11 protein-coding genes are annotated in these 14019 nt (G+C 57.5%); 6 read left to right on the forward strand and 5 right to left on the reverse strand.

Features of this window, described 5'->3' with window-relative positions:
* The first annotated feature begins 46 nt into the window (after window positions 1–46).
* Window positions 47–1672 carry a FecR domain-containing protein gene (locus RQ738_RS07665; RefSeq protein ID WP_314163748.1) on the forward strand — a complete coding sequence of 542 codons (1626 nt, stop codon included), beginning with the start codon at window positions 47–49 and terminating at the stop codon, window positions 1670–1672.
* Between the two features lie 6 nt (window positions 1673–1678).
* On the opposite strand, the gene RQ738_RS07670 is transcribed toward RQ738_RS07665, so the two are convergent.
* Entirely contained in the window at window positions 1679–3892 is a 2214-nt protein-coding gene (locus tag RQ738_RS07670) for an adenylate/guanylate cyclase domain-containing protein (protein ID WP_314163751.1), read from the reverse strand.
* An 80-nt stretch (window positions 3893–3972) separates the two neighbouring features.
* The gene (locus tag RQ738_RS07675) at window positions 3973–6756 is read right to left on the reverse strand and encodes a class I adenylate cyclase (RefSeq protein WP_314163757.1); all 2784 of its coding nucleotides are present in this window, start codon (window positions 6754–6756) and stop codon (window positions 3973–3975) included.
* 251 nt (window positions 6757–7007) lie between these two features.
* On the opposite strand from RQ738_RS07675, the gene RQ738_RS07680 reads away from it, so the two are divergent.
* Complete coding sequence (locus tag RQ738_RS07680) at window positions 7008–7829, forward strand: sensor domain-containing diguanylate cyclase (RefSeq protein WP_314163759.1); 822 nt, start codon at window positions 7008–7010, stop codon at window positions 7827–7829.
* Here the strand turns inward: RQ738_RS07680 and RQ738_RS07685 are convergent, their stop codons facing one another.
* Complete coding sequence (locus RQ738_RS07685) at window positions 7830–8192, reverse strand: nucleotide pyrophosphohydrolase (protein WP_314163761.1); 363 nt, start codon at window positions 8190–8192, stop codon at window positions 7830–7832.
* A complete protein-coding gene (gene argH / locus RQ738_RS07690) occupies window positions 8189–9577 on the reverse strand; it encodes an argininosuccinate lyase (protein WP_314163762.1) in 1389 nt (462 codons plus the stop codon). The genes RQ738_RS07685 and argH overlap by 4 nt, the downstream gene beginning before the upstream one ends.
* Before the next feature lie 132 nt (window positions 9578–9709).
* Between argH and RQ738_RS07695 the strand changes: the two genes are divergently transcribed.
* Both RQ738_RS07695 and RQ738_RS07700 read left to right on the forward strand, forming a co-directional pair.
* Window positions 9710–10786 carry a sensor histidine kinase gene (locus RQ738_RS07695; RefSeq protein WP_314163764.1) on the forward strand — a complete coding sequence of 359 codons (1077 nt, stop codon included), beginning with the start codon at window positions 9710–9712 and terminating at the stop codon, window positions 10784–10786.
* Entirely contained in the window at window positions 10783–11532 is a 750-nt protein-coding gene (locus RQ738_RS07700; RefSeq protein WP_314163766.1) for a LytTR family DNA-binding domain-containing protein, read from the forward strand. Before RQ738_RS07695 ends, RQ738_RS07700 begins: the two co-directional genes overlap by 4 nt.
* 9 nt (window positions 11533–11541) lie before the next feature.
* Here the strand turns inward: RQ738_RS07700 and RQ738_RS07705 are convergent, their stop codons facing one another.
* Window positions 11542–12048, reverse strand: coding sequence for a thioredoxin family protein (locus RQ738_RS07705; RefSeq protein ID WP_314163767.1), 507 nt, complete (start codon window positions 12046–12048; stop codon window positions 11542–11544).
* Between the two features lie 150 nt (window positions 12049–12198).
* On the opposite strand from RQ738_RS07705, the gene hemC reads away from it, so the two are divergent.
* Together hemC and RQ738_RS07715 are read left to right on the forward strand one after the other, a co-directional pair.
* A complete protein-coding gene (gene hemC, locus RQ738_RS07710) occupies window positions 12199–13131 on the forward strand; it encodes a hydroxymethylbilane synthase (protein ID WP_314163768.1) in 933 nt (310 codons plus the stop codon).
* Window positions 13132–13908, forward strand: a complete 777-nt coding sequence (locus RQ738_RS07715; RefSeq protein WP_314163769.1) for a uroporphyrinogen-III synthase — start codon at window positions 13132–13134, stop codon at window positions 13906–13908.
* The last annotated feature ends 111 nt before the right edge of the window (window positions 13909–14019 follow it).

A 14019-nucleotide genomic window follows, 5' to 3' on the forward strand; every position in this document is an offset into this window, starting at 1 on the left:
ATAACAAAGAACAAGGCGGGAAAGGGTCCGGCCGGAGGTTAGGGAAATGCGACAAGTGCATAATGTCATCATCCTGGGAATGCTCTTTGCCACATTGAGCCTGGCATCGATGCCAGCTCGGGCAGCCACCAGTGTCGGTAAAGTGATTGTCAGTATTGGCCATGTGATCGCGGTAGATGCCGCTGGCAAAGAGCGGGCACTGAAGCGACGCAGTAAGCTGTTTGCCGGTGATACGATCCGGCTTGCCGAAGAGTCGCGCCTGCAGGCGCGTTTCATCGATAACCAACTGGTGGCGCTGAAGCAGAATACGGTGTTCCGTATTGATGAATACGAGTTCAATGGCAAGCAGGATGGTAGCGAGAGCGCGGCCATGAGCCTGCTCAAGGGTGGCATGCGCAGTGTCACCGGCGCCATCGGTCAGCTCAACAAGAAAAATTACAAGGTCAAGACCCCTGTTGCGACCCTGGGTGTGCGCGGCACTATCTGGAATGGTCATGTCTGCCACGCTGGTAGTTGTGGCAGCGACATCGCAGATGGTTTCTACGGTGCTGTGAGCGATGGCGCCGTGGTGATCAGTAATCAGGGTGGCGAACAGGTGTTTAGCCAGGATCAGTTTTTCCATGTGCCAACCCCCATGACAGCGCCGACACGGATCACCAACCCGCCCGCTATCGTGGTTGAGAACGAGGCGCTGCCCCAGGAGGAAGTGCCAGAGGCTGTTCAGGAGGTCACCGAAGAGACTGTCGAAGAGAGCAGTGAGGCAATTGAAACCCTGGTCGATGAGACAACAGACACAACGACGGAAACCCTGGTTACGACCGCGGCAGAGACAACGACCACGACCTTTACCTCGGGTACGCAGACCACGCAGACCACGACCACAGGCACCACGACTGTCAGTGGTTCGGGAACGCCGCTGGCCGGCGTGTTGGCACCCACGGGTGCCGGTGTGGTGGTTGCCGGTATAGTCACGCCTGCTGACGCGGGGGGCACAATGATCGTTCGCGATGGTGGTAGTGATAGCTTCGAGATAGCAACCATCAACGGGGTTGGCAACCAGTTTGTTTCATTTAAGGAATATGATACCAACTGCGCGCCTTGTACCCTCACGGTTTATGATACGGCAGTCGTTAGCGAGCAAGGCGGTAACGGTACGCTCGGTGTAAATTGGGGACGCTGGTCAGGAACGGGCTCTAAGCTGGTTGGCGATAACGGTATAGCGGAAACATTAACCGACAGCGGCTTTGCGTTTGTTTATAGCCCGAACCTGACTACGGCCGCACAGCTATCAACGTTGATCGGTAACGGTGCCGAGACATACAACTTTTCGGCAGGACCGACCTTTCGTGACGAGAGCGGTGCCATCGTAAGCGGCAGCGCCAGTATCGATGTTGATTTTGATTCGTCGAGGTTGACCGGAATGTCGATCAGCCTGACCGGCAACGGGCGTTCTTACAACGGTTCCTTCACCGGCTCTGTTGCCTTTGATGCGGAGCTCCCGCTGAGCGGCTTCTTCTGTTCCGGCGGCGCCTGTGGCACGAGCACGAGTCTGACAGGGAATGTGGGCGGGGCCTTTGTCGGCCCGAATGCCGAGGGCATCATCGGTTACTTTGGCCTGCACAACATCAACCAGACAATCGGTGTGGCCGGTGCGGGCCTGTTCCTGCGCTAGGTGAATTTACTTGCTGGTATGGGTGAAGGTGCCATCCCAGTCGGCGGGCAGGTCATCGACATTTTGTGACGCCATGCGATCCAGGTAGATGGAGTAAATCATTCTGCCCGGGTCGTTTTCCTTGAGTGCCGCAAAGGCCTGGCGCGCCCCGGTCCAGTCACGGGCGTAATAGAGATCCAGGGCCGATTCGTAAGCGGCGACTTCGTTGTGCATCTTCTCGCTGGCCCGGTAATGGCTGCAGAGCGGCTCGTAGATGATAACCGGCTCATTCTTGCCCTTCACCCTGACCTTGTCGAGACGCCGGAACAGGAAGTCAGTCTGGCCGGCGCGCGTAGTCTCGCCACAAATCAGTTTCACACCGTATTGCTTGGTTAGCCCCTCGAGGCGGGAGCCGAGGTTGACCGAGTCGCCCAGCACCGTGTAGGCACGGCGGAAGTCAGAGCCCATGTTGCCGACATTCATCGAGCCGGTATTCAGGCCGACGCCGAGATTGATTTCCGGATAACCCAGCGCCATTAGCTCCGACTTGATTTCGTCTACCTTGTCGAGCATGGCCAGCGCCCCCTGGATGGCATGCCTGGCATGATCGCCGTCGCGCAGTGGCGCGCCCCAGAAGGCCATAATCATGTCACCGACATATTTATCGATGGTGCCCTTGTGGGTAAAGATGATTTCGGTCATGGGGGTGAAGAAGCGGTTGAGCATCCTCGCCAGGTCCTGGGCGGACAGTGATTCCGAGATAGTCGTGAAGCTGCGGATATCGGCAAACAGTACAGTCATGTCACGCTTTTCACCCTCGAAGCCGAGGTCTTCGTTACTGTTCATCATCTCGTCGACAAGCTGCGGTGGCACATACTGACCGAACTGTTCACGCAACTGTTTCTTGCTTTTCGCCTCGGTCAAAAAGCCATAAAGCGAGTTACTGGTAGCGAGCAGGAAGACCATAATCAGCGGGCTGGAGATGGCAACCACAAACAGGTATTCGGACCATAACCAGGCATTAAGGGCAATCAGCGCGGCAGACACGGAGATAAACAGGAGCACCGAACGCAGCGGAGACATGAAAGGCAACAGCAAGGCCAGGAACAGGCCCACCACCAGGGTCATGATAAAGTTGAAACCGGTTGCCCAGACAGGTTCATAAGGGAATTGCATATCCAGGATACCGGCGGCGATATTGGCATGCACCTCGACGCCGGGATAGACATTGCTCACCGGCGTCGGCCGGATATCCGAGAGGCCGGTCGCACTGGTGCCGACGAAGGCGATAGTGCCGTCGAGAATGGCCGGGTCAAAGTTGCCGTTGATAACATCCGTCGCCGGGATATAGTGAAAGCTGTAGGGAGGGCCACGGAATGGAACCAGGACCGCGCCGCGGCCATCAGTTGGGATGTCGTAAAAGCCGAGGGAGACATATTCAATCGGTTTTACCCCGGAGATCGGCGCAGTTTTGATGGTGACATCATCAACCGCATAGAAGAGCCGAACTGCTTCGAGGGCAAGGGAGGGATAAATTCTGTCAGCATGCCGGTAGATAATACCGGAGCGACGTACCAGTCCGTCAGAGTCCGGGCGGGCATTAAAAAAGCCACTGTAACGCGCGGCTTGTTGTAACTTTTCGATACTCGCAAGGTAACCACTGGAAGTGCGGATCGTCGCATTACCGAGGTCGGCAAGATTATTCACCACCAGCGGCGGCCCGAGGCTGCCAAATTTGTCCTCGTTGTCGAGGAAGGCAAAGCCCATCACCACTTCCTTGTCGTGCAGGCTACGGGTAAAGATAGTGTCACCATCAATTTGCTCGGCGACAATTGACAGGGTATCGGTAAATGCCGGGTCTACTGCCGTGTCGGCGAGCACGTTGAGAACCGAGGTGGCGGCATTGGCCTCCGGCTCGGAGAAGACGATATCAAAGGCCGTGACGACCACGCCGGCCGCCGCCATATTTTCCATCATTTGGGCGAGCTTGGCGCGCGGCCATGGCCAATGCCCCTCGGCGGCAAGCGATTTTTCATCAATATCTATAATAATGACCGAGGGATGCGGGGCAATATCCCCTGTCAGGGTGGCCTGCAGGCGCAGATCATAAACTGTCCATTCCAGGCGGTCACGGAGCTGCTTGAGCAGAGGATGCTCGGTTGTCTGAAAGAGCAGCGCGAAGAAGACGATGGCGATGCCAGCGCTAATGGGAAAAAGGTGTCGTCGTAACCGGGTTAGCATTATTATTTATAGTTTAATGATGTTATTTGATTAAATGTAACTGAAGTGTAACAAATTGCAAACAACGGTTTGCGGCTATATCAGGCGTGTTGACGTTGATGTGCGGTTTGCAGGGCGGCATTTAATTTTCTCTCAAAGCCGGTTTTGTATTGCAGGTAATGGAGCGACTGCAGCTGGCCATCGGCACTCATGGGAATATCAATGTCACTGATATACAGCGAATATGGCGTATGCTCGCTGCGCAAGGCAAGAATAAAGTCGGCAATATGATCAAAAATGGCGCTGCCATACTCGAGTGACGAGAATTCCTGCTCATTACAGTAAACGCGATAGGAAAGAGGTTCCTGAATCGAATCAATCAGCACGGTCACATGCAACGGGCTGGCAGGTAGTGCAAGTGGGTCAACAAGGTGTTCATTGAATGTCCAGGCGTTGCTTTTGCGCTGCAGTGTAAAGAAGCGTATGTCATAGTCATCAGTGTTATTAGCAGACGCGTTCAGACGCTGTTTTATGGCATAGAAAAAGTCATCAAACTGGCTGACCGTGGCAAGCAGGCTGTAATACTCCTGGTGGGCGACAAACAGGCTGCCGCGTTCATCAATAATATATATATCGGCGAGCTTGCCATTGGCATGGATATAAACATGGATGCTGTCTTTTGCGTGCTGCGCATAAAGTAACGGCAGAAAGTGGCTAGCCAGTGTGCGCGCATCAAAGACAATCGGGCTATATAAGGATCGCGTGTCGGCCAGCTCGCCGAGCAGTACGTTGTAATCACCCAGTCGACGGTAGTCGATCCGCTCAGGCTGGTTGCGAAGCTGGTAATAATTATCCTCTACGCCGAGAATGTAGCGTGCCCCGTGCGGCATGTCAGGGCGATGGAAGAAACGGATGACATTGGTGAATATCTCCTCGACACGCGTGGCCACGGTGGTGTCCTTGGTGGAAGAAAAGCTGTATGCGTGCGTTTCGGGGATCAGTTCATTCTCCCTGGTGGTCGCCATTTTCACGCTGCGACAGAGGCAATCAAGGATTTCGTTAATGCCCTGGAAGCTCTGCGCATAGACCTCTTGCCAGGTATTGACCGAGACCTGGTCTATGGTGACCACAAGATTTTCCAGAAAGCTGCTGTAGCTGAAGGCATCGGCGCGGTCACTGATGACCTGGACATCGCGTGACAGGTGACGGTTTTCAGGGTCAATGCCGACATTCACAAAGAGGATGGAGTGAGTCAGCTGGCTCGGTTGCGCCAGATGTGACATGGCGGTTTCCGGGAGGCGCCCGCCCGGGAAGTGCTGATTGAGGGTGGCGAGAATATTGTTCAGTTCGCGCAGGCCCAGGCGGCTTTCCTGCGGGCAGAGCGAGGTGATGGTATTCGGGCCGATAATATGATTAAAGTGGCACCAGCAAAGCAACTCGACGATACTGCGGGCGCGTTTCAACGGTGTATTGCGGCGGGTTTCCCGGTTATTGACAGTGCCACGGAATAACAGCCAGCTGTTCCCCGCTTCATGAAATGACAACTGATCTTCCACGAGGTTGTCGGAAATATCCGGATTGATGGTTTCGATCTTGCCGGCCTTGCGTTCAAAAGCGGCATACAGTTTGCGCCCGAGCACCGTCATATCCTGCTGGTTGATCTGCGCGACACTGGCATATTCACGCGCAAAGCCGGACAAGAGTTTATAGCTGCGCGTCAGTTCATCAACCAGGCTTTTGCGTTCATCAAGGACGCGATGGATTTTCCAGGTTGGCCGCGAGTCGAGCATCAACAGGTGGGCGTCATCCCAGTCCCATTGGTTGACCAGGTTGGTTAATAGTTCCCGCCGCCAAACACTGTCAGTCTGCGAGGCGGCGCGCTTGCTCAGGTGAATGTCTGCCTTGAAGTAAAAGCAGCGACGTGCCAGTTCCAGGCGTTTCTTCTCCATGCGCTGCAAAAGATATTCCTCGACCTTGTGGCAGATCATAATGTAGGGATCAATTTCCGCAAGACTGGTCGTGTTCTCGTAGATGGCCCTTTTCAGGTTGACGCAGAGCAGTTCGATATCCGGGTATTCATTGGCATAGGCTTCCATGAGCAGGATCTTGAGTACCGACTTGTACGGCGAATCAATGCCTTTATAAATCTGCCAGAGTGAGGCACCGAAAAATTCCTCGGCAGGAATATTATTGACCGGACCAAAGTCGATAACCTCGTATTCGGCGATGCGCCTGCTGCGCAGCATTTCAGCGGTACATTCCTCATAAGCGTTTTCCTGTTCCGGTGGCACAAACCACCAGAGTGGCATGCGTCCGGCAATCAGGACACTGGTGCGGTAAAATTCCTCGAGCAACAGCAGGTGCAGTGCGCTGCCACTGTTTTCCTTGTTGAGCGAGATGCGGTTATCCTGCCGGAAACGCATTTCATCCATAATGAAAAAGTGCACTTCAAGATTGAGGCTGGCACACCACTTGCTGATGGCGGCGGCCTTCGCTTCAAGCAGACTGACGGCCTCGGCGTCAAGCTGCGGACGGTGACATATCCAGATATCGAAATCACTGTCTCTGGAATGGGCGATGGTGCCGCTGCTGCCGGTCAAAAACAGGGAATAGATATCGTACCGGGAAAGGGCGCGCTTGCTGTGCTTGAAGCGCTTGTTCAGGCGCAATGCCGCTTCAATACTGGCGCTGGCGGGCCTGTAGTTACTGATGCCGGCGGGCACATCCTTGCTGATAAAGCCGGGCAGGCTGTCGTCATTGAGCTGAAATAACAACGGCAGCAGGTCCAGAACTCCGCGCTGCCGCCAGAGCAGGCTCGAATTGATGCGCTGCAGGCGATCCCGGTTGAGGGCAAGAAAGCGACGTTTAATCGTATTACAGTCCATGGGCTCACAGATTTCTTTATAATAGACGGCAGCTATCAGGCTATCGGCAGCGCGCGTGAAAACTGGAGACACCGCCGCGGCAGGCAAGAGTCACTAATTTGTCATTTTGCCGAAAAAAGGCCGGTAAGTTGTTGATGTAAAGATGCTTGCAACAGCAGAAGGAAGGCTTACTAAAGGTTTCGCAAGCATGGCCGATAACATTCGGTAGCTTGTCTAATCAGGCAATAACTCTGGGGAGAGGATGAATTAACATGACGGATACACTCGATTTTCACTGGATGACGGCACTGCTCAAGGCCACCTCGGTCGGGGTCTTGTTATTTGATGAGAATAACCGGATTTGCTGGGCGAATGCCCGCATGAGCGACTTCACGGGTCTTTCCGCCGAAGAGCTGAAAAACCTCGACCGTGAAACCGCGGCTTATCACCGACTCGAAACGCTGTTTGACCACCCGGAAAGACTGGACCTGCCGGTGACCGGCCGGTACGCGGTCAGTTGTCTCGAATGCCGTTATGAGACGCTGACTTCGCCCATGGGCGACAGCGTTTACGCCGCATTTTATCTCGACAAGACCGAGCAGCGCATGCTCGAGGCGCGTGTGGAACGGCTAAGCCTGAGCGACGACCTGACGGGTACCCTGAACCAGCGTGGCCTGTTACGTGATTTGGAGATCCTGGTCTCGCGGAGTCGCCGCTACGAAAATCACTTATCGGTCATGATGCTCGAATTCACGATGCCGCTCGGTGAGCAGACCAGTCACTATATTCTTGCGGCCAGTCGTTGCCTGCGTGAGCAGCTGCGCTGGGCGGATATTATCGGCCGTTTTGCCGATAACAGTTTCCTGATAGTGTTGCCGGAAACCGATATCGAGGCCGCCGAGTGCCTGGCACAGAAAATCTTCGCCCAACTGGAAAAGATGCCCCTCACCGAAGGCATGGAAAGCCGGCCGGCGGCTTATGGTGGCGTCAGCCAGTGGCAGCGTGGCAACGATATGAATATGTTGCTCGAGCGGGTCGGCTTTGCCCTGGCTACTGCACGTCATGATCAGGAAAAGCGGGTCGTCGCTGCCTGACTAGTCCGGTTCGTATTCAGCGGCGCGGCGGGCGAGACCGCGCACCTTCTCGACCGGGAAGCGCCGTTCATTAATCTCTACCTTGCGCCGGGCGGCATCAAGGACATCGATGTCCAGGCGTTCGGCACAGCGCAGGGTATAGATCAGGATATCCGCGAGTTCCAGGGCGACCTCTTCGCGCTTGCCGTCATCCAGTTGATAGCTTTGTTCCTCACTGAGCCATTGAAAGTGCTCAACCAGCTCGGCCGCCTCGGCGATCAGGGCCATGGAAAGGTTCTTCGGCGAGTGGAACTGTTCCCAGTCGCGGGCGCGCGCGAAATCGGCAAGCCGCCGGCTCAGATCATTGAGGCTGTTGTCGCTCATGTGTTGAGGCGATCGCGGGCCCGGCTGATGGCCGCGCGCACCTGTTCAGGCGCGGTACCGCCAGGGTGGTTCCGCGCCGAGACAGAGCCCTCCAGGGTCAGCACCTCATAGACATCCTCTTCGATGACCTTGCTGAACTGTTGCAGTTCGGCGAGGCTGCACGCCGGCAGATCCTTGTTGTTGTCGATACAGAAACGCACCGACAGGCCGACTACTTCATGGGCATCACGGAAGGCTAGCCCCTTGCGCACGAGGTAATCGGCCAGGTCCGTTGCGGTCGAAAAACCGCGGCCGGCGGCTGCGTACATGACCTCCTTGTTTATCTGGATATCGGCGAGCATCTCGGTATAGACATGCACCGAGGCGAGCAAGGTGTCCACGGTATCAAACAGGGGTTCCTTGTCTTCCTGGTTGTCCTTGTTGTAGGCCAGCGGTTGCGACTTCATCAGGGTCAGCAGCGCGGTCAGGTTGCCATAGACACGACCGGACTTGCCGCGCACGAGTTCGGGCACGTCGGGGTTTTTCTTTTGCGGCATGATCGACGAGCCGGTGCAGAAACTGTCGCCGAGTTCAATGAAGTTAAACTGCGCCGACGACCACAACACCAGCTCTTCGGAGAAGCGTGACAGGTGCATCATTAAGATGGCCGCCGCGGCGTTAAACTCGATGGCGAAATCACGGTCGCTGACGGCATCGAGCGAATTCTCGGCGATGCCGTCAAAGCCCAGCAGTTCGGCCGTATAGGCCCGGTCGATTGGATAGCTCGTGCCGGCCAGCGCGGCCGCACCGAGCGGCATGATGTTGGTGCGCTTGCGGGCATCGATAAAGCGTTGCCGATCGCGTTCGATCATCTCGAACCAGGCCATCATGTGATGCCCGAAGGTGACCGGCTGGGCGGTTTGCAGGTGGGTGAAGCCGGGCATGATCGTCCCGGCCTCGCGCTCGGCCAGCGTCAGCAGTGCCTGCTGCATGGCCAGCAGGCCTTCGCAGAGTACATCGATTTCGTTACGCAGGTAGAGACGGATATCGGTCGCCACCTGGTCGTTGCGCGAACGGCCGGTATGCAGCTTCTTGCCGACATCGCCGACCCGCTCGGTGAGGCGTGCCTCGATGTTCATGTGCACGTCCTCGAGGGCCACCGACCAGGCAAAGTCGCCGCGCTCGATATCGGCGAGAATGTCGTTGAGGCCGTTGGTAATGGTCTTGCACTCGGCCTCGGTGAGCACGCCGACCCTGGCGAGCATGGTGGCATGGGCGACGGAACCGTTGATGTCATGACGATAGAGCCGCTGGTCAAAATCGACCGAGGCCGTGAAGGTTTCAACGAATTCATTGGTCGCCGCCGTAAACCGGCCGCCCCAGAGTTTTTTGTCCTGTTCGCTCATGGTCACTTCAATAGATAAGGGCTGGAGATGCGCGCAGTATAGACGATTTCAGTGGCGGCGTGGACTGTCGGCGAGGACAAAGGCTGCTAAACTCTTATAAAAACAGGATCCGAACAACACAATAATACGCCTATGATACGCCTCAGCACCCCGAGCAAGCGAGAACACCCCGGCGATGGCCTGTTCCTGCCCGATTTTTGCAGCATCCAGATGCTGTTCGTGGTCGTCATGATTGCGCAACTGCTCGCCTTTGTGCTCATGCTCGCCGGCAGCGCGCCGGGCCAGCGCTGGCAGGACCTCGGCCTGATCTCGCTCTTCGTGCAGTGGGTCGCGCTGACCAGCGTCCTCGCGCTGTGCCTGTTACGGCCGCTGTTGCGCCGCCTCGACAATACCCGGGCCGGTTATGCCAGTTATGCCCTGTTGTTATTGATATGCCTGCTTATCAGTGAACTTGCCTACCAGTTTGTCGGTAATGTCATTGTCAGTTCGGCGCAGCCTGGCTGGGGGCATGCCGACTTCCTGCTCCGCAATCTCGCCATCAGCGCGATTATCAGCGCCATCAGCCTGCGCTACTTCTACATTCACTATTGCTCGCAGCAGAGCCTGCTGGCAGAAACGACGTCGCGGATTGAGGCCCTGCAGGCCCGTATCCGGCCGCATTTCCTGTTCAATAGTATGAATGTCATCGCCAGCCTCACGCGCCGCGATCCGGCTGTGGCCGAGACGGCCATTGAGGACCTGGCACAGGTCTTTCGGGCCAGTCTCGCCGACGCCCGCCAGCTGGTCAGCCTGGCAGATGAACTCGAGATCTGCCGCAGCTATTTACATATTGAGCAACTGCGCCTGGCTGAACGGCTGCGCTGTAACTGGCAGGTGGATGAGGCACTCATGGCCGGACGCCTGCCCGGCCTGCTGATCCAGCCGCTGCTGGAAAATGCCGTCAACCACGGCATCGAGCCGCTCGCCGAGGGTGGTGAGGTGACGATCCGGATTTATCGCGGCGGCGCCGCCAGCTGGGTGATTGAGATCGACAACCCCTGTGCCAACAGCAAGCTCGACACCAGCGGCAACCAGATAGCGCAGACGAATATCCGGGAACGGCTGGCGGCGATCTACGCCGGGCAGGCCAGCATGCATACCGAGGTCAGCGCGGATCGCTACCGGGTGCGCATCAGCCTGCCACTGGCGACAGACGGGGCCGGGGTATGAAGCTGCTGATCGTCGATGATGAGGCCCTCGCCCGCGAACGCCTGCGCAGCCTGCTCGCCGATCTCGATGCCAGCATCGAGGTCGTGGGTGAAGCCGCAACCGGGCAGCAGGCTATTGACCAGGCCAGGCACCTGCACCCCGATGTCGTCCTGCTCGATATCCGCATGCCGGGCATGGATGGCATCGAAGCCTCGCGGCACTTGAATGCCTTCTCGCCGCCACCGGCGATTATCTTTACCACGGCGTATGATGAGCATGCGCTGGCCGCGTTTGAAGCCAATGCCGTGGGCTATCTGCTGAAGCCGGTCAAGGCCGAACGCCTGCAGCAGAGCCTGGCAACGGCCAGCTCCCTGCACAAGGGGCAACTGCAGGCACTGCAGGAAAGCCGGCAAGACAAGGCCCGCAGCCACATCGGCGTGCGCATGCGCGGCGACCTGCGGCTCATTCCGGTTAACGAGATCTGTTACCTGCGTGCGGGGCAAAAGTATGTCGAGCTGCGCTATGTGCAGGGTGAGACGAACGGCACGGCGCTGATTGAGGAGTCGTTAAAGACCCTGGAGGAAGAATTCAGTGAACAGTTTGTGCGCGTGCATCGCAATGCGCTGGTGGCACTCGAATGCATCAGCGGCCTGGAGAAAGACAGCCTCGGCCGGGTACGGGTGAGGTTGAATAGTGTCGACGATAAGCTTGACGTCAGTCGCCGGCATGTCGCGGCCGTGCGCAAGCTGCTCAAGGCAAGGGGCTAGGAGCCGGATTCAGGGATTCGCGGCGAGTTGTTGCCTGGCATGCAGTTGCTGGCGCGAGGTATCAATAGCCGCATCGAGATAGCCACCATAATATTCAACCGTGGTTACGCCCACCATGCGCGGCGCGAGTTCATTACCCTCGGCATCCAAAAACGCCACGGTCGGGGTCAGGGAGATATCATAACGGTCGGCAAAGGCCCCGGCAGACACCGACCGACCGTTTTCGTCCCGCACCTCGGCATAGCTATCGATCTCGATGACACGGATCACGGCCTTGTCGGTGTAGTCGCCGCTGATCAGCATCGGTTTGAGAAAATCATCCTTGATGATAGTGCAATAACCGCAGTGCGTGGCAGAGAACAGCACCACGATCGGCACCTGTTTCTGCTGCGAGGCCTGGCCATCGGCTTGCAGGTCATTCAGCACCGGGATGCTTACCTCGTTCGCCTGCAGGCCCGTGAGCATGAACAGGCCAAAGGCGGCGAGTAGCAGGCGGGAAAAGCTTTTTTTCAACATATTGTGTCTCATTGCGGTCGAATTATAGCCCCTCGGGGCCCAGATGCCGTAAAATAGCCAGAATTTTATCCCTTACCGCGTTCATCATCACGTCCGTGGTGAAGCGGCTTACTTAAAATTAGAGCCCAGACGGGCTCCAAGGTTCAAAAAATGTCAGATAATCATATACGTATTGCCACGCGCAAGAGTCTCCTGGCGCTTTGGCAGGCCGAACACGTGGCGGAACGCCTGAAGGCAGCGCATCCGGGCCTGGAGGTGGAGCTGGTGACCTTCACAACCGAGGGCGACAAGATCCTCGACACGCCGCTGGCCAAGATCGGCGGTAAGGGTCTGTTTGTGAAGGAACTGGAGCGCGCCATTTTTGATGGTGATGCGGATCTCGCGGTGCATTCGATGAAAGATGTGCCGGTGGAGTTGCCGGACGGCCTGCACTTGCCCGTGATCATGGAGCGACATGACCCGCGCGATGCATTCTGCTCCAACGACTATGCCAGCCTGGATGAGTTGCCGCAGGGTGCGCGGCTGGGGACGTCAAGCCTGCGCCGCGAGTGCCAACTGCGCGAGCGCCGCCCTGACCTGGAGGTGCTCAGCCTGCGCGGGAACATCCATACCCGTCTGGCCAAGCTCGATGCCGGTGACTATGACGCGATTATCCTGGCGGCCTCCGGCCTGAAACGCGTCGGCCTGGAAGACCGTATTCGTGCCGAACTGCCACCGGAGATCAGCCTGCCCGCCATTGGCCAGGGCGCGCTCGGTATCGAATGTCGGGTGGACGACACACGCATCAATGAACTGATTGCCGTCCTCGATGATCCGGATACCCATATCTGCGTCACAGCCGAGCGCGCCCTGAATCATCGGCTTGAAGGCGGCTGCCAGGTACCGATTGCCGGTTTTGCAGTCCTCGATGGCCAGCATCTTCACCTCAGCGGACTGGTCGGCCGTACCGACGGCAGCGAGATTTTGCGTGGTGCCATCTTTGGGCCGCCGCATGAGGCAGCCGAGATGGGTAAGGCGTTGGGCGAAGAGTTGCTCGCCCGCGGGGCTGACGAGATCCTCGAGGCCCTGTACGCGGACAAGTAAATGCCGGGAGCTGACGACTTGCAGGGATGCCGTGTCCTTGTCACCCGCCCGGTGACCCAGGCCGCGGGCCTTTGCGAACGCATCGAGCAGGCAGGTGGAACGGCGCTTCACTTGCCGGCGCTGGTCATCGAGGCCGTTGATGACCCGGTAGCCCGGCAACGCTGCCGGGCAGCAGTCGACTATGACTGGCTCATCTTCATCAGCCGCAATGCCGTTGAGCACGCCCAAACCTGTCTGCCGTTGCCGCTGCCAGCAAGCCTGAAGGTGGCCGCAATCGGCCAGGCCACGGCCACGGCCCTGGAAGCGGCGGGTATTCCGGTTCAGCTGGTAGCAGGCGGTGCGGGTAACAGTGAGTCCTTACTCACGGAACTGGGTGAGGCTGACAGGACGGGCCAGCGGTTCCTGATATTGCGCGGCGTGAATGGCCGCGAGCGGCTGGCCGAGGGCCTGCGCGGACGCGGCGCGCAAGTCGATTATGCAGACCTCTACCGCCGGGTTCGACCCCGGGATGCAGGCACTGAACTGGGCCGCCTGCTGGATGCCGGCATCGACATCCTGACGGTCACCAGTGGCGAGGCCCTCGAGAACCTGCTGGCCATGGCGGCCGATGCCGACCGGGAGATCACGTACTTGCCGCTTGTGGTCATGAGCGAGCGCCTGGTCTCGCTTGCGCGCGAACGAGGATTCACAGACACTGTTATTATTGCAACGCAGACCAGTGACCAGGGGATGGTAGAAGCCATCAGGCAATGGCGTGAGACGGCTGTAACGGAGTGAGTGCATGACTGAAGAAAACAACAAGGCCAAGGCAGAAAAAGCCGCGAGCAAAACCGCGGCGGCGGAAAAGCCTGCCGCCAGGCCAAAACAAAAGGCCAGCGACAAAGCCGC

The sequence above is a fragment of the Sulfuriflexus sp. genome, from assembly GCF_032250955.1.
Classification (GTDB): Bacteria; Pseudomonadota; Gammaproteobacteria; order AKS1; family AKS1; genus Sulfuriflexus.

Coding starts and splice junctions, on each gene's coding strand:
- RQ738_RS07665 (WP_314163748.1), top strand. CDS start 47: ATGCGACAAGTGCATAATGTCATCATCCTGGGAATGCTCTTTGCCACA.
- RQ738_RS07670 (WP_314163751.1), bottom strand. CDS start 3,892: ATGCTAACCCGGTTACGACGACACCTTTTTCCCATTAGCGCTGGCATC.
- RQ738_RS07675 (WP_314163757.1), bottom strand. CDS start 6,756: ATGGACTGTAATACGATTAAACGTCGCTTTCTTGCCCTCAACCGGGAT.
- RQ738_RS07680 (WP_314163759.1), top strand. CDS start 7,008: ATGACGGATACACTCGATTTTCACTGGATGACGGCACTGCTCAAGGCC.
- RQ738_RS07685 (WP_314163761.1), bottom strand. CDS start 8,192: ATGAGCGACAACAGCCTCAATGATCTGAGCCGGCGGCTTGCCGATTTC.
- argH (WP_314163762.1), bottom strand. CDS start 9,577: ATGAGCGAACAGGACAAAAAACTCTGGGGCGGCCGGTTTACGGCGGCG.
- RQ738_RS07695 (WP_314163764.1), top strand. CDS start 9,710: ATGATACGCCTCAGCACCCCGAGCAAGCGAGAACACCCCGGCGATGGC.
- RQ738_RS07700 (WP_314163766.1), top strand. CDS start 10,783: ATGAAGCTGCTGATCGTCGATGATGAGGCCCTCGCCCGCGAACGCCTG.
- RQ738_RS07705 (WP_314163767.1), bottom strand. CDS start 12,048: ATGTTGAAAAAAAGCTTTTCCCGCCTGCTACTCGCCGCCTTTGGCCTG.
- hemC (WP_314163768.1), top strand. CDS start 12,199: ATGTCAGATAATCATATACGTATTGCCACGCGCAAGAGTCTCCTGGCG.
- RQ738_RS07715 (WP_314163769.1), top strand. CDS start 13,132: ATGCCGGGAGCTGACGACTTGCAGGGATGCCGTGTCCTTGTCACCCGC.